This window comes from Paenibacillus sp. GXUN7292 (assembly GCF_050864975.1).
Lineage (GTDB): Bacteria > Bacillota > Bacilli > Paenibacillales > Paenibacillaceae > Pristimantibacillus.
This window is the reverse complement of the sequence record NZ_JBOZWO010000018.1, coordinates 73,287-98,650: the sequence shown is the minus strand read 5'-3', so window position 1 is coordinate 98,650 and position 25,364 is coordinate 73,287. Positions and strand designations below refer to the sequence as shown.

At 47.1% G+C, this 25,364-nt stretch carries 14 protein-coding genes and 1 pseudogene; 1 reads left to right on the top strand and 14 read right to left on the bottom strand.

Features of this window, described 5'->3' with window-relative positions; translation table 11 throughout:
- Positions 1 to 253: 253 nt before the first annotated feature.
- The 14 genes and pseudogenes from ACRRU2_RS15830 to ACRRU2_RS15765 all read right to left on the bottom strand — a co-directional run bounded on the left by ACRRU2_RS15830 (position 254) and on the right by ACRRU2_RS15765 (position 22,888).
- Positions 254 to 964 carry a metallophosphoesterase family protein gene (locus tag ACRRU2_RS15830; protein WP_432503144.1) on the bottom strand — a complete coding sequence of 237 codons (711 nt, stop codon included), beginning with the start codon at positions 962 to 964 and terminating at the stop codon, positions 254 to 256.
- 738 nt (positions 965 to 1,702) lie between these two features.
- The gene (locus ACRRU2_RS15825; protein ID WP_432503142.1) at positions 1,703 to 6,679 is read right to left on the bottom strand and encodes a chondroitinase-B domain-containing protein; all 4,977 of its coding nucleotides are present in this window, start codon (positions 6,677 to 6,679) and stop codon (positions 1,703 to 1,705) included.
- A gap of 873 nt (positions 6,680 to 7,552) precedes the next feature.
- Positions 7,553 to 8,311 (bottom strand): ABC transporter permease, encoded by a 759-nt coding sequence (locus ACRRU2_RS15820; protein WP_432503140.1) that lies wholly within the window; start codon positions 8,309 to 8,311, stop codon positions 7,553 to 7,555.
- Complete coding sequence (locus ACRRU2_RS15815) at positions 8,308 to 9,072, bottom strand: ABC transporter permease (RefSeq protein ID WP_432503138.1); 765 nt, start codon at positions 9,070 to 9,072, stop codon at positions 8,308 to 8,310. Before ACRRU2_RS15815 ends, ACRRU2_RS15820 begins: the two co-directional genes overlap by 4 nt.
- Positions 9,069 to 9,773, bottom strand: coding sequence for an ABC transporter ATP-binding protein (locus ACRRU2_RS15810; protein ID WP_432503136.1), 705 nt, complete (start codon positions 9,771 to 9,773; stop codon positions 9,069 to 9,071). Before ACRRU2_RS15810 ends, ACRRU2_RS15815 begins: the two co-directional genes overlap by 4 nt.
- Positions 9,774 to 9,852: 79 nt before the next feature.
- Positions 9,853 to 10,773: a sensor histidine kinase gene (locus tag ACRRU2_RS15805; protein ID WP_432503134.1), complete on the bottom strand. Its 921-nt coding sequence runs from the start codon at positions 10,771 to 10,773 to the stop codon at positions 9,853 to 9,855.
- A gap of 77 nt (positions 10,774 to 10,850) precedes the next feature.
- Positions 10,851 to 11,530 (bottom strand): annotated as a pseudogene (locus ACRRU2_RS15800) (response regulator transcription factor).
- A gap of 486 nt (positions 11,531 to 12,016) precedes the next feature.
- The gene (locus tag ACRRU2_RS15795) at positions 12,017 to 12,526 is read right to left on the bottom strand and encodes a GyrI-like domain-containing protein (RefSeq protein ID WP_432503132.1); all 510 of its coding nucleotides are present in this window, start codon (positions 12,524 to 12,526) and stop codon (positions 12,017 to 12,019) included.
- A gap of 307 nt (positions 12,527 to 12,833) precedes the next feature.
- Positions 12,834 to 15,953, bottom strand: a complete 3,120-nt coding sequence (locus tag ACRRU2_RS15790) for an ATP-binding protein (protein ID WP_432503177.1) — start codon at positions 15,951 to 15,953, stop codon at positions 12,834 to 12,836.
- 172 nt (positions 15,954 to 16,125) lie between these two features.
- Positions 16,126 to 17,559, bottom strand: a complete 1,434-nt coding sequence (locus tag ACRRU2_RS15785) for a TQXA domain-containing protein (protein WP_432503130.1) — start codon at positions 17,557 to 17,559, stop codon at positions 16,126 to 16,128.
- A 293-nt stretch (positions 17,560 to 17,852) separates the two neighbouring features.
- Entirely contained in the window at positions 17,853 to 19,367 is a 1,515-nt protein-coding gene (locus ACRRU2_RS15780; protein ID WP_432503128.1) for a discoidin domain-containing protein, read from the bottom strand.
- Positions 19,368 to 19,447: 80 nt separating this feature from the next.
- A complete protein-coding gene (locus ACRRU2_RS15775) occupies positions 19,448 to 20,995 on the bottom strand; it encodes an extracellular solute-binding protein (protein WP_432503126.1) in 1,548 nt (515 codons plus the stop codon).
- Between the two features lie 54 nt (positions 20,996 to 21,049).
- A complete protein-coding gene (locus tag ACRRU2_RS15770) occupies positions 21,050 to 21,865 on the bottom strand; it encodes a carbohydrate ABC transporter permease (protein WP_432503174.1) in 816 nt (271 codons plus the stop codon).
- A gap of 63 nt (positions 21,866 to 21,928) precedes the next feature.
- Positions 21,929 to 22,888 carry an ABC transporter permease gene (locus ACRRU2_RS15765; RefSeq protein WP_432503124.1) on the bottom strand — a complete coding sequence of 320 codons (960 nt, stop codon included), beginning with the start codon at positions 22,886 to 22,888 and terminating at the stop codon, positions 21,929 to 21,931.
- Positions 22,889 to 23,216: 328 nt separating this feature from the next.
- Here ACRRU2_RS15765 and ACRRU2_RS15760 point away from each other — a divergent pair, with 328 nt between their 5' ends.
- Positions 23,217 to 25,358, top strand: coding sequence for a helix-turn-helix domain-containing protein (locus tag ACRRU2_RS15760; RefSeq protein WP_432503122.1), 2,142 nt, complete (start codon positions 23,217 to 23,219; stop codon positions 25,356 to 25,358).
- Positions 25,359 to 25,364 lie beyond the last annotated feature (6 nt).

Sequence of the window (25,364 nt, the reverse complement as noted above, 5' to 3'; positions counted from 1 at the left end):
CCTTTCTTATTGCTTATTAATCGTTGCCCACAATTAATCGACATCCTCCGTATTCTTCATAAGATCATATCCGCAGCTTTACAACTTCTATTATGAAAGATACGTTCCCCGTTCCATAGTATCAAAAAATGAAGCAAGCATAAATATATAAACTGAGATGCAAAATGTGTAAAAATTTATTAAAAATAAGGGATGTATCCCGCAGGCACGCTGCAGATACATCCCTATTATAGTTGCTTGCTCTTATAGCCGCTTACCCGAAAAAGAAGTACGCAGTTTTCAGATCATCTTCCGTAAGCTGCAATTTTTGCGCCGCTTCGAGCAGGGGCGCGCGGTCATAGACTAGGCTTTTCATCGCTATTTTGCCATCGGTAATCGTGAAATAATGCGCTTCCTTCGACGGATCGTCGCGACGGCGATAGGATACGCTTCCCGGATTGAGCCACAGGCTCGTATCACTCAAAAAATGAATGCAGCTGCGATGCGTATGTCCAAAAATAATGCGGCGCTCCCCTGCAGCCTTTATTGTCCCATCGTTGCGTTCCGCCCAGAATGCATCGTACTTTGGCAAACTGTCGATCGTCAAATAATTGTCGTATAGATGCTGCATCGTGTAGCTGCAGCCGTCCATCTCAAATATGCGATAGTCCGGGATGCTTTCGAGAAAGGAAATTTCCGCTTCGCCGAGCAGTCGGGCATTGTGATGCGCCCATTTGAGCTGGCCTTCCTCAATATCATGACCGCCATTGTTGTTGCGGTATATATCGATCATAATGTCATCGTGATTGCCGCGCACACAAATCACTTCGTTCTTGTGAACCCATTCGATAACCTCCCGCGGGAAAGGCCCGTAATCTACAAGGTCTCCCGCGCAATAAATGACGTCACAATCCGGTTCGGCCTTGCGGATCGCCTCCAGCGCATAGATGTTGCTATGAATATCTGAAATAATTAATGCTTTCACGACCTGTTCAACTCCTGATTATAGATCTGAAACCGTAGAGGGTGTCGATTCATTGCGGATAGAAAGTGGCGCTACTGCGATCAAGTTTGGGATTCCGACCGCTGTTGTAGTCCAATTTTTTGAATGAATAACCCCTGTAAAGGATAAAATTGGCCTACAAAGGCGGACGCTGCCGCTTCTCCATTCCCAATCTTGCTCTCCGTTCCCTTTCTTATTGCTTATCAATCGTTGCCCACAATGAATCTACATCCTAATACTGTATAAGTCTGTTGAAAAATAATTCTAACGAAGCTGACAAGTGTTATTTCAACGAAAACAGTTCATTTTAGATTGTAACGAAGCTTTGCAGCTCTATGTGTGAACAAAACACGTTTTTAGGCACTTCCTGCCCCAAATAAGGCCGCATATCTTCGTTAGATTTGTACAACAAGCGTTTTCGGTATAATAGCGCTACTAGTGAGGGTGTCGATTCATTGTGGATAGGGCAACAAACAATCGAAAGGTATGCAGCTGCAATCAAGTTTGGGATTCCGACCGCTGTTGTAGTCCCATTTTTTTGATGAAATAATCCCTTTAAGGGATAAAATTGGCCTGCAAAGGCGAACGCTGCCGCTTCTCCATTCCCAATCTTACTCTTCGCTCCCCCTTTCTTTTTGCTTGCTAATAGTTGCCCACAATGAATCGACACCCTTCTAGTTTTCGTTAAAATTTCCAAACGAGTTTTTCAATAGCCTGGTATTATCCTTTTTGCTTTTCCAGCATCCTTAGCAATACCGTCACCGCTTCCGCGCGCGTAGCGGTACCGCCCGGCATAAAGCGGTTCAGCCCCCGCCCTTCAATAATTCCCGCAGCTGACGCCTGAGACACAGCCTCGCTTGCCCAACCAGGTATATCTGCGTTATCGGAAAACTGCTGCGGCATGGCAATATCGTTCTCCAACGGATAAGCCCTTAGCAGCATGACGACCATCTCGGCGCGATTAATGGCGCGATTCGGCTGCAGCCTCCCATCATTGTAGCCTTGCAAAATACCTGCCTGCAGCGCTGCCCCAAGCTCTCCCTCAGCCCAATCTGGAATTTCCGCTCCATCGTCAAACTGCCTATCCATCCGTGCAGCATCTAACTTCAACGCCCGTACCAGCATTACCGCAAACTGCAAACGGGTTACGGACATGTCGGGACGGAAGCTGCCATCCGGATAACCGCTCAATATGCCCCGTTCGACCGCTTGGGCAATATGATCGCGCCCCCAGTGACTCCCGGTATCCGTGAAGTCCGGTTGTGAAGGTGGCTCCGGCGTCTGGCCCGGATTCGGCTCAGTCGGCTCGCCCGGTGCCGGCGTTGCTGGCGGTGGATACCAGGACCCGCCGCCGCTTGCAGCGGGGCGCTTCACAGCGATGGCGTATGTTTTGCTTTTGCCCGAAGGCATCGTCACTTCGATTAGGATGTAGCTGCCATCCTGGGCAATCGCCAGCGCTCCGCTCGGCTGTCCGCTAGCAACTGCTTGCCGCTGGCCGCCATCTACAGTGACCACGATCTGCGAGCCTTCGCTGAGCGCTGTCGGCACAAGTGTCAAGCTGCTTATCGAAGACGATACGGTTACCGAATAATGACTCGCTTCCTTATCAAAGCCGTTCAGCAACTGGTTTTCACCCGACATCAGCGCCATTCCGCTCAGTCCTGGAGCGCCTTCGGTATCAGGCGGACGCGTTCCGGCGTTCGGCCCGACATCGACTGTCGTCAGCGGCCGTCTGCTAACAGGAGCGGCCGGATTGTATTCGTCCGCTCCAACATCTGCACCGCCGATACGCGGCTGTCCGTCCATATCCTCAGAAGCAAAATATGGTGCTTTGGACGCATCGATAGCCGGACTGAAAGCCGACAGACGGATCAGACGGTCTTTGCTGCGCACCAGCTTCAATGCCTTTTTCTCAAATCCGCCCGCTATCGCATTATTATTGGTTGGATTTGCCGTTCCTTCGACCAGATTTCCGGAATAAACCGGACGCTCATTTGCGGGAGAGCTCTGCACGGGGCCCGTTTCATTGAAGATGGTGCCCGCATTACTGAATATGAGGTTGTTGTACACCTTCGTTCCGACAGGCTGGTACGTTCTGCCGCCCAGACTGATCGCTTGCGTATTGTTGCCAACATTTAATATCGTATTGTTGAATATTTGCACATTGTACTGCCGCCAATGACCGCGCAGCAGTTCCGTCCGCAGCTCCGTCGACAGGCTGTTCAGCTCTGCTGTCTGCTCCGGTGATCCCCAGCGCACAGTCGGGTTCATGCTCCCGTCCGATCCCGCATCATGCGTGCCGCCATCGAGACGAATAACGCGGTCAGTCAGCCCTTCCATGTAATTGTTATAAATTTTGTGATCATTTCCATAAATGCGGAATCCGCTTAATCCCGGAGTCTCGCCATCGCCAATAATATAATTCCCATAGAAGCTATTGCGATGTCCGTGCCGGGCGACAATTCCGCCGTATGAATTACGGATCGTATTGTACCGGATAATATTATCGCTGCTTTTGACTGAAATAATCTCGTCCTCGCCGTTCAATCCATCAAACAGATTATACTGAATCGTGACGTAACCGGACGACAGCGACAGACTGGACAGGCCCAGACGAATGGCTTCCAGACCATTGGTTACACGCGGCCCAATGCCATAGAAATGATTGTATTCAATAACGTCATATTGCGAAATATTTTGTCCTGTATGGCCGGCGCCATCGTAAATGACGACCGCTCCGAAGCCTTTCTTAGGCCCAATCTCATTGTAGGCAAGACGGTTATGGCTGCTCTCGCCCTCAACCCGGATGTAATGGCGGTGAGTACCGTTGGCGGTTATGAACGATTGATCATCATATGGAGTTGGCCCGTCGTAGCTTTCTCCGCCGGTGCTGTCCAGAGCGCCAATCCGGCAGCTTCCCGGCACATCGATCAGGCATGTCACGGTTCCAAGCTGCGGTGCGGTGAAGCTGTACGGCTGTCCCGTCTCGTTCAAGGCGAAGCTGTTGCGCAAAATCGAGATATGGCTCGAGCTTTGCAATTGCACGCCCGGATGTACGCCTGTCAGCGTACGATTCTCAAGCCCCCGCTCGATAAGCGTCGTATTGCCTCCCTCTTCCCCGATTCCGTTACGGAATGCAAAGCCTGATACCTCCACATAAGCGGAATTTTCAATATGAAAATAGCTGTTTCCAGCAATAACGGCCTGTCCTTGCTCCGCAGCCACAATCCGAATCGGATAAGTCGCCGAGCCCTTCTTGTTCAGCACTACAAAAGGTCCATTCTGCTCATAGACGCCATTGCGAACCTCGATAATCGTACCTGGCTCGACGGTATCCAGCGCCTGCTGCAGCTGCTCCGCCGAGCTTACCTGTAACTTGACCAGCACTGGCGGCGGCAAATCATCCTCATCTACATCGCCAGCAGCCGGCGGCCCTCCCGGTCCCCCCGGCTCCACAACAACCGGAGCTTCGCTAATAAACAGCTGCGCTTCCATTAGGCTGTTCCAGTTGCCGGAGCTTCCGCTTGCGCTATTGCCGTAACCGACTAACCGCCAATATCGAGCTTCGATCGGACTTGTGATGACGTAGGGCTGCAGCACAGAATCTTCCGCTTGCAGCGTCCGGCCGCTTCGCCTAGGCAATACGATCGTACTATTCTCAAAAGAAGGCTCGTTAGATGCCAGAATCTCGAAGCTCGACAAGCGTTCTCTTGCATTTAGGAACGCAAGGTTCATATACGTCACTCGCTGCGGCTCGCCCAGATCAAACTGCAGCCACTGGCCATGTCCTGAAGCCGACCAGCGGCTCTCCATGCTTGCCGCATCCTCGCCCCAAACGCCGTCTACGACATTGGCCGGAACGTAGCTGGTATTCGGCTGCGACGAACTCGCCGTAACAGAGCCCGCATGCAGGACGATTCGTCCATCTGTGTCAAGCGGCAGCCGCCGAACAATGTCCAGGCTGTACGCATTGCGCACCGGACCGTCCCCTTCATCCTTTAACTCAATACTCAATCGGTTCACCCCCGGCAAGAGCGGAATATCGTCTCCACCCGACCATAACATGCGCTCCGTCTCATAATTACTCAAATAGATCTCAACAAGGGCATCCGGCGCTTGCGCTTCCAGAGCGATGTTCTCCGTCGCCGCCGGCACAATCGCCTCATATCCGTCCGTCTTGTTCGGATCGAAAGCCGTATTCAGCGAAACGGCCTGCCCTCCGTCCGTTATGGTCAAATCAGTCAATTGCAGCTGCGGCTTCTGCTCGGCAAACGTAAAATAACTGCCGTCCGCCAGCGCTGCTTCCGCCGCATAATACAGCTCGCCGCGGAGCGACACTTCCGTCAGCGGCGTTACTGTCGCTTGAGTCCAATCGCGCGAGCTGCCAGTCAGCAGCACGCCGCCTAGCGGGATTGCGCTGCGAGGAATCGCGATCAACACATTGCCGACGCCTCCCGTGTTTTGCGCTTTCCATGTGCGGCTAAGGCGCATATGGCCCGACCCGTAGGGAGCCGCAGGGTCCGTATTGCCGTCATCGCCCCATAGCAGATACTGTTTGTCCGCCAGTTCTGCTCCATCTGGCGTGCCGATCAGCACCTGCACGGAGCTCGCCCCGCCCGAACTGCTGCGGCCCATCCGCTGATCCAGCCCGCCAATTACATCGCGGCCGATACCGGCAATATTATGGTTAAAATCTGTCTGAGAAGCGGCATTCCAGACGACTTGCGGCGCCGATCCAGCGCTTAAATAATTGCCTGCAGGCAGCGTCAAGCCGTACTTGATTGCCAGATAAGTCTCCACTTGACGCTTCTGCTCATTCGTTAGTGCTTCCGTAAAGATGATGAATTCGCCCATATAGCCATCAAAGCCCGAGCCGCCCGTCACGGCCGAACCGAGCGACATGGCGCCGCCCGCTTGACCAACGAACGGAAGCAGAGGGGTATTCGATTGGCCTATGGTGGAGCCGTCGCGGGAAACAGACTGATAAACGGATTCGCTGGCCACTGGAGCGGCATTATGATGTAGTCCCCATATATTATATTGCGACAGATGCACCTGATCGCCTGCCGTCAACCGCTGATACCCGCTGCCTGTCGTCCGGGTACCGGAATCCCACAGGACCGAGCCCATTGTGGAGCTTGTCGAGCCGTTCTTATGAGGAATATGTGCGCCGAAGCCGCCTTGCGATACGATATGGTTGAAGATCAACGAGTTATCGACCGCGTTCAATCCTCCGGTTACCGTAAAGACGCTGGCCGCAGCAATCTCTTCCCCCTCCGCGAACAAACCATCCGTATCCTGGAGGATGCTGCCTGAGCCTGAACGGACAAACTTTAATACCGGCTGATTGTTTAAATCCAGATGTTCTTGCACATACTTTGGTTTGTTGCGGCTACTGATCGCCGCGATGCTTCCGTCGTTCACAAAGTTATTTTCATTACCGCTGCTATCCTGCCATACCATTACATCATTGCCAGCCAGTGTCACACTGCCCGGGTCGGCCTTCAGCCACAAGCGGAGCGCTGCAGCGTCTATACCGCCCGGCGTTCCCTCCTGCGCCGCCTGCTCCGCCTGCGCCGTATCCATCGGCAGCGCAACAATCGATCCGATCACCAGCATCACTGCCAGCATAGTATGTACAACTCTTCGTGTTGTTCGGCCTGCCTTCTGCGCCCTAAACAAACTAGTTAAAGTCAACTTGATTCCCCCTCATCACCCGGTGCGAATCCGCCCCGTTATGTAAGCGTCATCATTATGAATTGAGTGCGCTCTCCTTTCTTTATATAGGAAAAATAGCCCTTAACCTATCATCAAAAACTAAAACTGCCTTCAAATAAGTAGACGTTTAATCTGCAATTTCTAAAGTGAACATCAAAATCCCAATTTATGAGGAACTTCCTATAGGAATAACGTCAAAATTTGGATCACCGAATTCTTAAGCTTTTTTCCCGCTAACGGATATTTCTGTCCGCTAGAAAGTAGAAGTTGGCGAAAAATGAGCGCTAACGGACGCCAGTGTCCGCATCAATAGGATCCAACCGAGCTCAATAGCCGCATCGTACGCCAAACGTACAGAACTACGCCATTATCATCCCTTTTGCACCGCTATGCTTACTTCTTGTTAAGGTATGACGGCAGATAGCAGATCTTTCGAGAGGCGATTTGCATTTCGACATACTTATCCACAATTTTAATAGATGCATAATTTCCTAAACAAAGAAAAATCCCCTCCCTAACATTCCGGCGACTCCAGAAGCAATTGCCGAGGCTGTTATTTTCGCAGCAACAACAGGAGCCGACATGCTTAATGGCACAGCTATAAACTGTGCAGGCGGAGTGATTTTTCAGTAATACGTTTTAATAACAACGACAGCCGCTTTCTGATGTTAGATCAGGAAGCGGCTTTTTCGGAATATATCAAACAGTTGAATCCAAGTATCTGATTACCTCGTTGTTAATCAGCCTCAACTCGAGACCCGCAAACGGTTCTATAGATACCCCTTGTATCAGACCCGCTGTAACCAACACGGTCCGCCAAACGATCCTCTTGCACAGCAACCAGTTGCCAATTCACATATCTCGCTTTCGGTATACAGTCGCAGCAATGATGACCGCAACAAGTGTCCAGGCCCCCAAAAGGATACCGCCTTGCACAGGAGTGAGTGCACGATCTGATGGCGGAAACCACATCACAACTCCCGCCGTATCCGACAGATACTTTGCGAAATCTGCGTGGTCCCGTATAAGCGGGCCCGCGATGAAGTAATAGCCGAGCATGACAGCGACTGCGGGGAGCATCCGGCGCAGAACAATTCCGGTTGCCGCGCTGATCAGTGCAGTTAGCGTGAGGTATCCGCTTACTCCGAGCATGGCGGACACAAGATCTCCCCATACAATAGGAGCCGCAGCGCTGCCGTAAAGACTCTGCGTTAGCAAGATGCCAGAAGCGGAGATAACGAATGATGCAGGAATAAACACGACTGTCAGCGCTAATAGCGCAGCGAAAATCTGGATGCCTCGCCGCGGCATTGCTGTCAGTGTCGTGCGAATCTGACCGCCAGTATATTCAGAGCAAACGGCCAGTATACCAAAGATCATAAGTCCCGCTTGCGAATAGCTGACAGAAGCGAGTCCGATTTCCAGCGTACTCTGCAAGGAGGTTAAGCCCTGCAATCCGGCCTTTGCGAAAGCGTAAGCCAAAACAAGATTGACGATAAAGGTGCCGCCGAGGGTAAACCATGTAATCGGCAGCGAACCTAACTTTGACAGCTCGGCCTTTAGCGCCCGACACATTTCTTGACCATACGACTGTGTTTTCAATGTACTCATACATCCCTCCGACAAAAGGCAATCGCTCCAAGGATCCATAATGCTGTCACCCAAGCCGCCATGACTGCACCGCCCCCAAGCGGTGTGAGCGTACTGCCGGCATCTTTGATTTCATGAAACATGCGAATTCCAGCCATATCCGGCAAATAGTTCGCCAATGGAGTAACGCGTGTAAGCAAATAAGTCACGGTCATGACGGAGTTGTTCAGAATCAAAATCGCCAGAGGCAGAGCGGCGTGCCGTGTCAGTAATGTAATTCCCAAGGCCATGAGCGCTGTAAGCACCCAATAGCATACAACGCCGAGAAGCCGAGGAAAAGCAGTTATCCCTAACGCAGGAGCATGCTCCACGAGGATGATCCGAATCACAACCATGGTGAGAGTGATCGCAATGATGGCGAGAATGGCGCTAACCGCTGCAACGGCAGTCGCTTTTGATATTAGAAAACGAATTCGTGATGGGTTGGCGGTCAAACTGGCAGTTATCTGGCGTCCGCCGCCGGATTCCTCACTCTCGGTGAAGTACTCGCTGCTGATTGCTACAACGCCAACAATAATGACACCCGCAACACCAAACCCCAGCTCTTCAAAACCAATAGGGAATTCGACTGCTGATTGAATGCCTTTTGTAATTTCAGAAAGCTCCTGAAAGGATCGGATTGCGGCAATCACAGGCGCAACCAGTATGCCAGCCGCAAATGCGATCCATATGGCAGGTAAGGAAAGAAGCTTTGAAAATTCTGCGGCAAGCGCTTTTTTCACGAAATGTCCCTCCTTGTATATGCAAAGAAGGCATCTTCTAACGTCTTATAGGAACCAACGATCTCGGCAAGCATACCGCTCGCTACAATTTGCCCCTTATTAATAATGACAATGTCGTCTACAGTTTCGGCGGTTTCCCCCATCAGATGACTCGATAATAATACAGTGCGCCCCGATGCTGCACGATCACGGAGGAAGGTCCTGATCCAACGGATTCCCTCAGGATCAAGCCCATTCGTAGGCTCGTCCAATATCAGGATTTGCGGATCACCAAGCAGCGCGGCAGCCAAACCCAGTCGCCGCGCCATACCAAGCGAGTAGCTGCCAACTCTCTTCGAAGCAGCATGCGCAAGCCCTACAATTTCGAGGACTTCATCGACCCGGGAACGAGGAAGCCCAGCGGACCTAACAATCCAGTTCAAATGCGCTCGCCCTGTGCGCAACCGATGTGCTCCCGATCCGTCAAAAACGGCGCCAACAGTCGTAAGCGGATCGGGAAGCTGGGCGTATGGCACGCCATTGATCAACGCAGTGCCTGATGTGGCTTGATCAAGTCCCAATAGGATTCTCAGCGTAGAACTTTTTCCTGCGCCATTGGGACCGAGGAACCCGGTCACGCGGCCAGGCTTGACTTTAAAGCTAATACCGTCCAGGATATTGTGCGATCCGCGGCACTTAGTTAACTGTTCAATAGTGAGCAAGCATAACACCTTCCTATTCCTTGTTATGCTTCACATCATACCGAGCCAAGTCTAAAATCAGGGAAGGTTTATTCTAAGTTTAGTCTAATTTTTTTCCGATCCACACAGTCGTCCCATCCGCATCAGAACTAAAATGGGCTTGCAGTCTCATTTCATTGAGCATGTACTTTGCAATCGTGAGCCCCATGCCAGCGCCTCGATTGGCAGACAGGGTATCCATCCCCGGTCCGTGATCTTGAATCATTAACCGCTCATGCCCGATATCCACAGTAATACCGATAAACCGTCCATCGACGGCATGGCGAAGGACATTTTGAAACAGGTTGCCAAGCACACGCGTCATCCATTGCGAATCGATTTCCCATGAGAAGGTCGCACCGAGCGGCAAGTCCGCTTCTATTTGCAAGCCTGCATTCTCAAATGCCGGATACCACGACGCAACAGATATTCTCAGAAATCGAACCATATCGGTGGGTTCGGGATCGTACGGGTATTTGCCCGATGTGAGCAAGGTATAGGATAAAAGATCATCCATTAGCTCGCTAATATGTGTAATCGTGTGATCAACAGCCGTGAGCGAGGCCTCCCCTTCCTGGCTGAGAGGTTCCCTTTGCAATCTGGAGGCGTGCCCGCGAAGTGCGGTCAGCGGCGTTCGCAAATCATGGGACAAATTTGCTATCAGCTGCTTCCTGAGCGCTTCTTCTTCTTGCTCCCGCAGGCGGCTATCGCGAAGCTGCCGAATCATTTGGTTAAACGAATCCGCCAACTGATCCACTTCATTCATTCCAGATGCTCGTTCTGGAATCGGTTCTGGAATCCAAGAACCGTCTCCGGGGACAGTCATCGCCTTTTTCAGGCGGATGAGCTGCTGCCGAAGGCGATAAAAAAACACCCCTGAAACGGAAATAAAAACGATAATGATGAGACCGATCAAACCGGATATGCTGCTAGCCGTATCTATGCCCGACTGGTCAGAAGACGGATTCACTCCAGCTACCATTAAGAGGATCATTAGGGGGAGTAAAACAAGGCTCAGGAAATGAACCACTAAGTACCTTCGGAAAAAAGAGCGTTGTTTCATATTTTCACCCGATATCCGATGCCGCGTATGGTCTGAATGATTTCTGGCGCATTAGGATCTTGCTCCAATTTCTCGCGAAGATGGCGAATATGGACCGACAGAGCTTTGTCGCCATTGATGTATGATTCCCCCAGACAGCCGCCCATATCTGCTCATGCGTAAGGACCTGATTCGGATGGCGCAGGAAACACTCAAGAATTCGGAATTCCTTTCTGGTTAGATTCACTTCTTCTCCAGTGCTCTCGTTTATCACCGTGTGTCCGGAAAGATTTGCAAGGATGTGCTGTCCTAGTTTTATTTGATCCGAATGCCCCGTTCCGCTGCGGCGAAGCAGGACTTCAATTCTGGCAGCTAACTCGTCGATGTGAAAAGGCTTGGTGACATAATCGTCCGCAAACTGCAGCCCCTGCAGTTTATCATCGACAGCCGCTCGGGCGGACAGCAGCAAAATCGGCACCGAAGGCGCTGCTTTCTTCATACGCTGGCCGATTGTGAATCCGTCCAGTCCAGGCAGCATTATATCGAGAATAACGACATGACTTCCCTGTACTTCACTTTCCGCATTTTCACCGGATAACAGCCAGCGAACCGCATATCCCCGCTTTTCAAGCTCATCCTGAACCCAGCGTCCGATGTCTTGATTGTCTTCAATATACAGTATACATTTCGCTTCCATGATACACTTCCCTTGCTTTTCATACTAATTTCAAATTGATCTGCAATTTCACCGCGGTCAAATCAATGATAGAGTTATATAATATACTTATATCATATACCACAGCGTGTTGAAAAAGCTCCACAGCAGCTTAATGGCCTTCTGATAATTCCAATATTGATGTAAAAAAATTATACTTTTTTTATTTTTTTCATTTTCAAATAATCCTGCGATAATGCAGGATTTTTGATCGCTATCCCCCTTTTTAGCCAAAAAACAAATAAATCCTGCATTTTTGCAGGATTTACCTTTAAACTAACCTCAAATATAGAGTAACTCAATAAAACTAGATGCATAAAATCCATTTAGAATCGTTTTTTCGATAAAAAAGTGGAGGTCGAAGTCATGCTGTTAAACCAGTTAAACTACATTTTATGAGCCAACACAATGGCATTAACCGCTGAAACGGCATCCTTGCCTACCAATTATTCATCCAGCTTCTCAAAATTATTTGGCTCGAATAGGAAAATACAAGTCAATCTCAGAGTGCGGATCGTCTGGATGCGTATAGCGCTGATCGTAAAACTCGAACTCATACTTGCCTGTGCTTGTACCGCCATCGTAAACATAAGAACTGTTAGGCAACCACTCTCCCCAGAAATGACGGAACGTGCTTCCAATGTCATCCAGTCGGCCTCGATGAGTCAACACGATATAACGCGCAGCCGGAACCTCAATACGGCACATCCCCTCAGGAATGTCACCGTCCCGATAGATTTGCGCGGCGGCCGTATAATCAAATGGCTTGTTAGGAGAGTTGTCCGGATGCTGCAAAATGAGTCCAATGCTGCGCGAGCCAAGAATACCTGGAATTTCGTCAATACGCTCGCTGAATCGACTCCATAGCTTTGCAATGGAGTTCTGTGAGGGCGGCAAAGAAGGATCAAAATGAATCGTTTCTGTAATGCCAATGACGCTAAAGGCTGGTTTCTCGATGATCTTGGTTTCAATAATCATAAGTAAACATCTCTCCGTTCATTTACTTTTTAATGGAAAAATGATCCAATCTAATTTTACCGAATGTACGTTCGATTGTAAAGAGCGAGTTCCGGTCTGCCTGCCCGTTACTTCAACGACAGAAGGCAGCCGATCATTGGCTGGCTGCCTTCATGTTTCATTCAACTATCGTATCCGTAGCTTAACGGAAAAATTATATAATTTCTGGGGCGAAATGTTTCAAGCTTATTGTGAAAGAAGAGAGCCTGAGGGCGAAGAAAGCCGTGCTGGCCCCTTAAGTCATTTGCTGACGAGCACCCTGCGTAGTTCAGCTGTCCGGAATGACGAACGATACGGTCGTTCCTTCATTGGGCTGGCTTGCGATCGACAAGCCGCGGCCGTACAGCTGGAACAAGCGCCGGTTCGTGTTGGACAGACCGATTCCTCCCTTTCCTTTCCTCATTGGGCTTAACAGTTGCCGAACCATTTCTTGTTCCATGCCTTTGCCGTTATCTTTCACTTCAATAAGCGTGGAATTGTGTTGCCGTGCTATCTGAATATGAATCGTGCCACCGCTGTTACGACTCAGAAGGCCGTGTTTGACGGCATTCTCTATGAGCGGTTGTATGGACAGCGGAGGGAGCATCAAGCGGATGTCAGGTTCTACTTCCCATATGACAGAAATCCTGTCACCGAACCGTTCCTTCTCAATGTACAAATAGGCTTCAACAAGCTTCAATTCATGGGCAAGCTCGACCAATTCCCCCGTATTGAGAAAGTGAAAGCTGATCCGCAAATACGACGCAAATGCATCCCCCATCTTGCGCATCTTCTCCGTGTCAATATAGCTTAACGCCATAATCGAATTCAGCGTGTTTAACAAAAAGTGAGGATGGATTTGCGCCTGCAAATAGGCCGCTTCCAGACGCAATCGTTCGTTGATCGATTGCTTTAACGTCACTAACGCCTTGATTCGGTAACGTAGCTCCAGCGCGTCTACGGGCTTGGTCACATAATCGTTCGCACCTGCCAAAAATCCGGCGTAAATGTCGGCTGGCTGGCTGCGCGCGGTCAACAGCACAACCGGAAGCTCGAATGCGGAGTAGCGCTCCCGCACTTTTTTTGTCAACTCATAACCAGACATATGCGGCATCATGACGTCGGCAACGAGCAGATCCCATTGCCCGCCGGTATTTAACATTTCCAACGCTTCGTAGGCGGATTGAGCGGTTGTGATATTGTACGGTTCCGCCGACAGAATGCCGGTGAGCACTTTCAGATTGACGGGGTCGTCGTCAACGGCCATAATATTCACCTTGCCCTCGTACAGAAACGGCGAGTCTAGTTCAGCGGCGACCGCCGCCTCCAGTTCGCCGACCGCAGTGCCTGGCATGATCGATCCGGCCGGCCAGTCTTCCTCTCCGTCCGCTGCCTGGCTGAGAGGTTGCGACGAAGGAACAACCGTCTCGTCGGCTAAGGGCAGATCGAAACGGAATACGGAACCTTTGCCAAGTTCGGAGCGGACGGTAAATATGCCGCCGTGCAATTCGACCAACTGCTTGCAGATGCTAAGACCAAGTCCGAGCCCTCTGCCGTCGCTTATGCCGTATGCCCCTTGTTCATAAGGGAGAAACACGCGCGCCTGTGTTTCCTCATCCATGCCTACCCCGGTGTCGGAGACAACAATAAGGACGCGTCCGTCCAACGTCTCGGCGGCAATGGAGATCGTGCCTTCTTCCGTATATTTGATGGCGTTGTGCAACAAGTTATACAGAATCTGCACAAGTCTTTTCTCATCGGCCAATACAGGCGGCAGCGACTCTCCAATGTCCATGCGCAGTTGAATTGGCTTGCCATCCACCATAAATCTCAGCATGCCGATGACGCCAGGAACGATCGATTGAATGCGCAAGGGTTCTTGCTGCAGCACGATACGATGCTCCTTCAGCCGCGCGACGTCGAGCAAATCGCCGAGCATATGCGACATGCGCCTGCTGATCATAATGAGCAGCTGCATATTTTTCATGCTTCCTGCGGTCAGCTTCTCCTGCTCTTTGTTTACGACGGTTTGAGCGATATTCATAATGCTATGCAGCGGCGTTCGCAGTTCGTGCGACGTATTGGCGAGAAACTGGTCTTTCAGCTTGTCAGCTCTCCGCAGTTGCTCATTTAACTGGGCGTTTTCCCGCGAGTGACGAAAATATTTTTTGAACCAATAGGTGGAAAAACCAACGAACCCCACCATAAGATCGATCGGATAATAAACAGTCGACACGTTTTTAGCGGACTCCTCAATGCTCCATGACAAGTGAGATATAATGCCAGCCGCGGTGATAAGTAAGTAGACGATATCTGGATCGGCCAGCTTCTTGAATATCATCGTTCCGACGATGTATATAAACCAGACGTATGGAATGAAATGAAAAGCGCTGAATATTTTTAAATCGATGATTCCATTGACCCATGAAGCGGGTGCAGCGACCAACAGCCCGGTCAGCGCAACGATCGCCGCGACGTATGCACGTAGCCATACGTTGCGTGAAGGGGCCGAAGCGAATTTTCTGTAAACATAGAGTAGAAAAAAGTTTTGCCACAGGAGGGAAATCAGTCTGATCTTGATTGCCCATGTATAATTGATCGGCAGCCATAACAATAATACGTTATCGTAGTCGCTTAAAATGGCTATTGCGGCAGCCAACATCAACAGACACGTGACGAACAAAGCCCGTTCCTTGGGGTTGAATAAATAAATAATGCAAGCAAACAAACCGTGAAGCAGCAAAATAACAGACATCACCAGCTGAAACCCGATCGAGTACCAACGCACATTGTCGATCGCGGCCTGCGTGCCGAAGCGGATGGAGTGCGTGATCCCGCCATTGAACGGTTCGTCGAAGTTGGCTACACGAATAAGCAATTCGATCTCCGTCGTTCCTTCAAGACCGTAGGATGCAGTGTATGGGACATTGAAGGGCTTGTATTCGCCTGCGTTTGCAGCAGGTTGGCCGATCATGCCCGCTTCGATGCCGTTTATGATCACTTCCGACGATGCTTGAATACTTTTAAACCAAAATGTAACGGGCTGCCGCAGCGGATCGATAAGAATGTGCAGCCGATACGTTCCGTATCCGTACGAGGAACCGGAATCCGGGTTCAGTACGCTTCCCCAATCTCCCGGCACCTGTACGAGGCGGGAATCGGTTTCCTTTACCTGTATATCCTCGTGGGAAACGAATGTCCCTGGGTACAATTTCCATTGGCCGTCCATAAAAAAAGAGGAGGATTTCTCCAAATCGACTCCTCGCAAGTCAAGTACGCCATCCACGGCTCGAGGGGACGGCGAGGTATAAAATTGTTCAGTCCACGCCCACCGCAGGCATAGAAGCAAGATCATGGATCCGATAAAAATAGCTATATATTTAAAGGTGGTTGTATGGATTAATCGCATAATACGAACCATTTCGACAAGAACTGCGGTTACTCCTGCAAAATATTTAAAAATATATATTTGAAAACTAGTTGCTATTTTATAACGACAACACTTTATGACAAACAACTAGAAAGGCCGACAGCCCTCTTTCGAGTAGCTCTCGGCCATTTTTTCAAAACGCATCATTTATTCAACCTCTACCCACGCTATCTCTTCTTAATAGCCACAGAGCGACGGCTATAAATACCGCTCCTACAACATAAAATAAAGATTTGCTCGCCTCACCCGTTTTAGGAAGGACGTTTATTTCTTCATTTTCGATTGGCATTGGTGTCGGCTCTTCTGCCAGTTCTGGTTCTTCTGTTGGCGTTGGTGTTGGTTCTTCTGCCAGTTCTGTTTCTTCTGTTGGCGTTGGTGTTGGCTCTTCTGCTAGTTCTGTTTCTTCTGTTGGTGTTGATGTTGGTGTCGGTGTTGGTTCTTCTGCCAGTTCTGTTTCTTCTGTTGGCGTTGATGTTGGCGTCGGTGTTGGCTCTTCTGCCAGTTCTGTTTCTTCTGTTGGTGTTGATGTTGGCGTCGGTGTTGGCGTCGGCGTTGGCGTCGGCGTTGGCGTTGGTGTTGGAGCCATGGGATTATTAAAGCTCAATAGCACATTTCTTTGCACATCCAATACATTAGCTGCGACCGCACCTAAATCTTGAATGTCATCAGCATATCTCACTGACGAAGTGATAAACACATCGTTGACAGATTGCCCCATCATAAATTGGAGACCAATTTCTACATCCGAAGCCGTATCATCATAATCGCCGTTAGCGATTGTAATTGTGATCGTCCTACTGTCAGGACTGACATTGGTGTATGTTGATTCAACCACAGTCGCATTTGGGTATCTAGCATCCGTAGCACTATCAAGCTGGACTGTTGGTATAATGACAGTTCCATCATAGTTCTTTTCTGTTGCTTTATAGGATACCGATACAACAAGGTTATCATTCGCATCAAATGATAATTGCTGATCAAATACATCCACATCCGTTTTTGTATACGTTGGCTCTATAGGATCTAAACTGATGTAGTAATTAAACAAATCCTCTCCCGCTGTTGTTGGCGGATAATGCTGCCCACGCCAGTCATCCAAATTCGCTCCATTAGTGTAATGCCAAATGGCAAATTGCGTAGCCCTAAGTGCCATACTTTCGTCCAAACCTGTAATACCAGCGGCCGCTTGTAAGTCTGCAACACTTTTCGTTGGAAAACCATTGAGCAGAATCGCTCTTAACATCTTCCCATCTATCGCCTTTCCATTAAGGGAGTAGTTGTTAATTTCTTCAAGTGGTGAAAAGAACTCTTCACCGGCACGATAACCTGGAAGATTATTCATAAGTGGATAATCTCTGGACCTATCAAAGCAATAAGCTAAAATGCCATCAGGAAGACCTGCTCCGTTCGGCCTTCGTTCATAAACTCCGTTATTATATTCTGCTAAAACAATGACAGGGTACATTAGCACATCAGGATACCAATACTCTACGACCTCAAACTTCTCAATAACTGTAGGAGCTGCTTGGATAAATTGAAATGGAGTTGAACCTAGCAGAATGATCAGAAATACGGTTAGCTTCACTTTTATGTTGTTTATTTGACATCTCCCTCTCACTTTTGACTTTTTTCATCAACAACATAGTTATTCTAGAAACACCACTCGGAAATGTTCTGTACCTACCTATATCGGTCTTTACTTTCATTTTTTTAATATTTTTACTTATTCAAAGCTCAGAGTCCACTTTCCATCCCAAAAAACTTATACCTTTCTAACATGTCATAAAAACACCTCTTCGTTTAATAGAATGAGAGCCTTCAGCAATCACTTATCAAACAGAAGAGGTGTATGATCAGATGTTCTATCTACTTCTCATATTAATTTGCTGTAACGACAAAATCATCAATCCAGAACTTAATATTGTCGGCTCTAAAACCAGAGGCTCCAGCTCTAGTTATAGGCTGTCCCCACCAAGTCTCCCAACCTGGCACCGAATTGTAATAGCCTTTGGAAACATGGTAGCCCAGCGTTTCGCCATTTGCAGCAGTACCATCGTTATTGTCTAGCCACGAAGCTATTAATATATCGTCGCGCCATAGCTGGATTTGTACGGTTCCGCCAGGCTTGTTAGTAACTTTAGCTTTAAAATTGTATACGGTGGTTGAATCATGCGCAAGATTCGGCAAGCTATGCCCGCCCCAGGTAATCGCTTGCTTGCCCGCTCCCCAGATCGGCTGATCGTCATCTGTCACGAGAGAGTAATAAACGCCTTTGTTGGAAATCAGACTTGACGGTCCCGTCCAACCTGTTGCAGGCACCTTGCGCTTGGCTACAACGGCATTATTCGTTCTGTCGAACTGCAATACATACAAATTGTACTGCGTCTGATACCTAAGCCACAGGTCTACTGCGTCGCTTGATTCTACAGCATAACCGTCCTGTCCATAAGGAGCCGAGCGGTATTTCCAGGTAATTGTGGCATCGCCAATATCGAAGCTGCGCGTATTCGTACGGAAGAACCAACGGTCTCCCCACTCATTAGGCTTCCCTGAGTAGCCCCAGCCATTGTCGGCAACAAACTTCCCCGTATCGGCTTCCCATAGGCTTGACGGATTGCCAGGGCCAGATGTTCCTCCATTAGGAAAAGGGGTTGATAGATAAGTCGTGTAGTCTGTAATAATCTGCCCGTTCGTATAGCTGTTGAAGTCATCCTGAACGATAATCGGTCCCGACGATGGTGTCGGTGTTGGTGTCGGTGTCGGTGTCGATGTTGGTGTCGTCGATGGCGTTGCTGTTGGCGTGGCAGTCGGTGTCGGTGTCGGTGTCGGCGTTACCGTTGGCGTTACCGTTGGCGTCGGTCCGCCGTCTGATGTCCACGCCTGAACTTCCACATAATAGCCATAAGCATTTACGGTGCTTCCATTCGTATACAATCGTATATACCTCGCATTCACATCCGAAAAAGTGATCTCTTTTCCACTGCTAGTTTCCGCGTATTCCGCATCGGTTCCAATACCCTGACCTGCACTATTATCCGCGTCATTATTGAACACAGTTGTCTTGGAGGTAAAGCTGGAATCGTTGGATAGCTGAACAATCACATCGTGGAACGTTCTTCCGTCGCCGTAATAATGCCATAGATTCACCTTGTTGATGTCATAGCTCGCTCCAAAGTCAATCTGGATCCAGGTCACTCCCGTTGCGACCGAAGTGTAATTTCCAGTGGAGGTGTTTCCGTCTGTAGTATACGCCGGGCTGTTTATCGCTCCGCTGCAAGTCGGCAGCTTGCCTGCTGCTACATTGGTGCTCGCCGCTGTGGAAATATTAACCGGTAATATCGTCAGCAATGATATAATTAATGGAATTGCCAGAAGCTTCATAGATTTATACATGAACCTTTCAACTCCTTTTATATTAATTCACTCTGAATGCCACATGCCATCCCGTTTATCGCCCCTACAGATTATTTCGATTATTTCCGAATTCTCTCATACGCATTTGTGTATATTTCGAGAATTTTATCAACGCCCAGCTTATTTGCCTCATTTACATAATCATCCCATTTGTCAAAGCTCTTATTGCCAAAAATAAATTGGGCAATGTTTTCTTCACGATGCTTCTCTATGGCTTCGCCCGTCAATGAAATCACTTCTGATTCTTTTTGATTCAAAGCAGGATTCGGCTGAAAAGGCGCGTCAAATTTTCTCGCCTGTTTATAAGCCTCTTGCAGTTCTGGCGTGGCCATAGACAAATGTGCGTCATAATCGATCCAGGTGTAGGCACCGTCTGTTGCAAGTCCCGTCTTCGTTCTTAATTCTCCAATCTCTTTGTACTCCGGAACGATTTTCTTAATACCGTTCTCCTTGGTGAAAGTCACGCCTTCTTTCCCCCAGCTCGCCATCTCTCTTGCTTCTTCCGTATAATAGAAGTCCATAAATTTCATAACTTCCGGAATTTTTTTCGATGTAGAAGCTACAGTTAAGCCTGTTTCAAGAAAATGCACGGATGCATTTAATTGCTTGCCATTAGGGCCAGCCGGCGGTTCCATGAAAGCCATATTGAACTCCGGATTTTCCGGACGCAGAGCCGAGTTGAAAAAATCAATCCGGCCGATATAATCAATCGTAATAAAAGCTTTATTCGTAGACACGATATCCTGCCATTGCTTCGTATCGATCGATAGCCACTCTGGCGGAATTAAACCATCTTTATAAAACTTATGCAAATATTGCACGGCTTCCTTGTAGCTGTCTTCCGTCGGTCCGTAACGCCATTCGTTCTTATCGAAGTCATAATATTCTTTATACCAGGTTTGAAACGCCGGTCCCATATTCAACAGCTTATCCAATCCATCACGCCATGCGAGCGGGTAGCTGTCAGGGTAGAGCTCCTTCAGCTGTTTAAGCACATCATACAATTCGTCATAGTTCGTCGGCACATTCAAATTATGCTTCTTAAATACATCTTCGCGATACAGCCAAATCATACGATTTGTCTCACCAAAGCCTTCGTTCGGGAACATATACATTTTCCCGTCAGCTGACATTGCCTGCTCCGCTGCAGCAGGATACTTCTCCATCCATGCTTTAAAATTCGGCATGGAATCAACATAATCAAGAATATTAACCAAAGCTCCTTGCTCACCGAAGCGATTCGCATCCGCATGTGTAGTCATATACATCAGATCAGGCATATTTCCTGAAGCAATAACTAGATTTAGCGTTTCCGGCAACTTACCCGATGGAAGCTGTACATCCAGCGTAACGCCTGTTTTTTCTTTGTACATATCCCAAATGAGCCAATCCTTCTGATACGGCCATGTAGGATGACTTTCAGTCAACATGGTAAACGTTTGCTCTTTCACGGATCCTGGTTCAACAGCCTTCGTCGTTTCCGGCGCTGGCACTGTACCCGTTTCTTTTGCCGGTGATGTATTGCCCTCTTCCTTCTGGCTCGCACATCCAACTGCAAGTGTAAGCATTAATACAATTGTCATGCATAAAACTACCGTTTTTCTCATTCTGCACTTCCCCCGCTTATCATATTTTCCCAACTCTTCAAACGGATCTATTCATTAACCCTTGACTGCCCCGATCATAACTCCCTTGACAAAATACTTCTGGAGAAACGGGTATACCAAGAGGATGGGAACAGTTGCTACCATAATTACGGTATACTTCAATGATTCTTCCATAACAATTTGATCTGCTCTAGTTGTTTCACTCAAATTCGAAATCCCTGCAATGACAATGTTGCGCAAAATCACTTGCAGCGGAAACAAATTCGCATCGCGCAAATATAGTAACGGCAAATAAAAATTATTCCATATCCCTACCGCGTAAAATAACCCGATCGTAACGAGTGCCGGTTTAGAAAGAGGAAGAACAATTCTTAAAAAAATACCGATATCGTTTAAGCCGTCGATTCGCGCGGATTCCTCCACCTCTTGAGGAATATTTGAAAAAAATGTGCGCAGCACAATCAAATTCCATGTACTTATAACGCCCGGCAGCACCATCGCCCATATCGTATCTATAATGCCAAGCTCTTTCACAACAAGAAATGTCGGAATCATACCGCCGTTGAACAAAATCGTGAACACGATCATCAACAAAAATCCTTTGCGGAAAATAAACTGCTTTTTGGACAGCGCATAGGCTCCCATCGATGTAAAGAGCAGAGCTAGAAATGTACCTAGTACCGTATACAAAATCGTATTTTTGTAAGCCATCAAAATTCGCCCATCGTTCAGCACGAGCTCATAGGTTTTAAAGTTGATTCCCTTCGGCCATAAAGTAACTTCTCCCTTCATAACAAAGATATCCTCACTCAGTGATACAGCAGCCATGTATACGAAAGGATACAAAGTCGCCACTATAACCAGCAGCATAATGATCGTATTAACAATCGTAAATGCATTGATTTTCCTAACCCTCAACTTGATTCCTCTCCTTTACCACAAGCTCTCGTCACTAAATTTTCTGCTTAAATAATTCGCGCTAGTAAGGAAGACCAGACTGATCAGCCCCGTGAATAAATCAATGGCGGCCGCATAGCTGAAATTACCTTGTACGATACCCGTTCTATATACGTAAGTGCTTATGATGTCAGCGGTTTCATATGTAGCCGCATTGTATAGCAAAAATACTTTTTCAAAACCGATTTCCAATACTTGCCCTACATTTAAAATGAATAAAATGACAATGACAGGCAGAATCCCTGGGACCGTAACATGGATTGCCTTTTTCCAACGGTTTGCTCCATCCATTTCAGCCGCTTCATAAAGCTGAGGATCAATAGCCGTTATGGCAGCCAAATAAATAATCGCCGACCATCCCAGATGCTGCCAAATTTCCGAACTAACATAAATTGAACGAAACAGCTCCGGCATCACCATAAAATTGATAGGCTTAAAGCCTAGAAATGCAATCACTTTATTGACGATCCCAAAGGAAGGTGAAAGAAATAACGTGACCATGCCAGCAACGACAACATTAGATATGAAATGCGGCAAGTAGCTTACGGTTTGAACGAATCGCTTAAACATTTGATTTCTCAATTCATTAAGCAATAAAGCCATAATAATTGGAGCTGGAAATTCAAATAGTAATTTATAAAGACCAATCAAAAGCGTATTTCGCAATAACTTGTAAAAATCAGGATTATTGAAAAACATCGTATAGTATTTGAAGCCGACCCACTCGCTCGCCCATATTCCTTTAAAGAGGTTATAATCCTTGAATGAAATAACGATACCGAATATAGGTACATATTTGAAAAGGATATAATATAACAAGCAAGGTAAAAACAAGAGTAATAAATATTTATTCGTATGGAACTGTTTCACCCAGCGCGCTTTCTTGCTCCTATTAACAAGCAGCGTTCTGTTGTTGATGACGGTCTCTTTCTGCATGCATCGTAACTCCTCCCGCGATTCAATCTGCAAATCGGTATTTAAGGCTACTGTAAACGAATTCTGCAAAATAAAAAATCGATATATTTGTATAATTTCATTCCTTTTTCAATGTAATGGTAGATCTGTCGATTAAGTCGAACAATTGCATATTCTCTAAAGCCGATATTAAGTTATAATATGGGAAGGTAATTACTGGACAATTTTGAAATAAGGCGGTGGCACTATAGTAAACCTGCTCTCCATTACGGATAAATCAAAATCACTGTTTATTCGTTTAATTGCAAGCTTCTTGCTTATCGTCACCTTACTCGTTTCCTTTAGCTATATGTCGTTTAATATTTTCCAAAAAAACATATACGATGAAATTATTAAATATAATGAATTGAATCTCAAAAATACGGTAGACAGCTACGAAAACCATCTCGTATTAATTAGAAATGTATTATTAAGCCAATCTTTCAATAGTAAAGTAACTATGCTCAGCAACAATAGTGAGCCTGATTATATTATTGCCGATCAGGTTCGGAAAGAATTGGAGCTTCTCGTAACCAATCCTTTGTTTTATTTAGATAACGTCATCCTTTATTTCAAAGACAAATCATATATTGTCCAAAAAAACAATGTTATTCCATACAGTGATTTTATAGAAAAATATTATTTAAACGACAGCTTTGACGCTGACTTTTGGGAACACGAACTGAGTCAACAATTTTTGTTCCGTATTTATCCTGCCGCCGACTTCTCAGATTTGAACTTAGGCTCCAGGAGCTATACCGGCAACTATATCCCGCTCGTGGCGAACAACCGTTATGAGGCTAACTTATCGATTATTGCTTTTTTGGATACGGGCAAGCTGTTTCGGGCTTTCCATCATTCAATCAACAACAATTTTATGATTTTGGATAACGAAAACCGGGTCATTTTCTCATCTGACCGTCAATACTCGCCGGATTCATTTCCGAATTTCGAACAAAGCAGCGGCTATGAAAAAATAGGCAACCGTTACTACTTTTATAAAAAAGGAAACGCTTCCAAACTAACGTATATTAACACGATTCCGCTTCACCATATCTCGTCCAAAATTTTAAATTTAAAAATTATATTTTTCACACTGCTTATCGCTTCTGTCATTATTAGCTTTATCATTTCCGTTTGGCTGTCAGTCAAGTTCAATAATCCGATCAAAAAAATAATAGAATCGATGCAAGACTCCCGCTCAACCGTTCCTCTACAAAGCAAGATTAAGGAATTTGACGCCATTAGCAGCAAAATATCGGATATTCTGCTCGCCAACCATACGATTCAAGAAGATCTCGCTACCAAAAACTCGTTAGTCCAATACTACGCTTATATCAATAAGCTGAAAAGGATCCACACAGGCATGCATAGTATGCAGGAGCTTCATTTCGCTGATAAGCCATTCGTCCTTATTCTAGCCCGGTTATCGTTTAAATCCGTTGCCAACGGCCAAGCAGAGTCGAATGAAGAGAAGGTAACCTACTATTTCAGAGAATTTATTAATTGCATTTTATCCGAAAACTTCACAGATACGCATACCTTTCAAATAGAAAAAGACCAGATTTTATCTATCGTGTTTCTTCAGGATCAAGAGAATATCATGCCTATTCTAGAGCGTATGAAACAAGTTTTTGACATTGATAAAACATACTGCGCTGCTACTATTGCACTTAGTCCAGTAGAAAACCATTCCTCACAGCTTACGATGGCTTACCAGTTAACTTTGCGGCTCCTAGAACAACGTGCGCTGCGTGACGATACTCAAATCATTACGGCATTAGAATCAAAAAAAGCCTCTACCTGGTGGACGACGGTACAGGAACAGGAGTTTTTAACCAAATTAAGCTGCGGCAATGCAGATGCCACAATCGATATGCTATTCCGCTTATTACAACCATTTTTTGACAACGAGGCGCCAGCGGCCCAGATTTACGATTTCTGCCAAACAATAATTACTAAAGTAAAGAAAGAGTTTCCTGTATTACAGCTGCATAATGGAGCAGCCATGAACGATCTCCATGAACAAATTAATCAATGCCACACGGCTAATGAAATAAAGCAGCTGCTTACTTCTTTCGTCGAATCGGTCACGAACAGACTAGCTGAACAAGAGAAAAACCATGATCCTACGATTCGATTTGTTACTAATTATTTGAATGATCACCTGGATGCGGATGTTTCCTTAGATTTTTTAGCTGACAAGCTAAACATATCCAGCGGCTACCTCTCTACCTATTTCAAAGAAAAAACAGGAAATAATTATATGGATTATGTCAACAACCTGCGGATCGACCGTGCCAAACAGCTGCTGCAGAATCAAAGTCTTTATGTACAGACCATTGCGGAGAAAGTAGGATACGGCAACGTGAATTCGTTCATCCGTATGTTTAAGAAGTTTACAGGCATTACACCAGGTGAATACCGAAGAAAGCACTCGACTATGGAGTAAGGATTA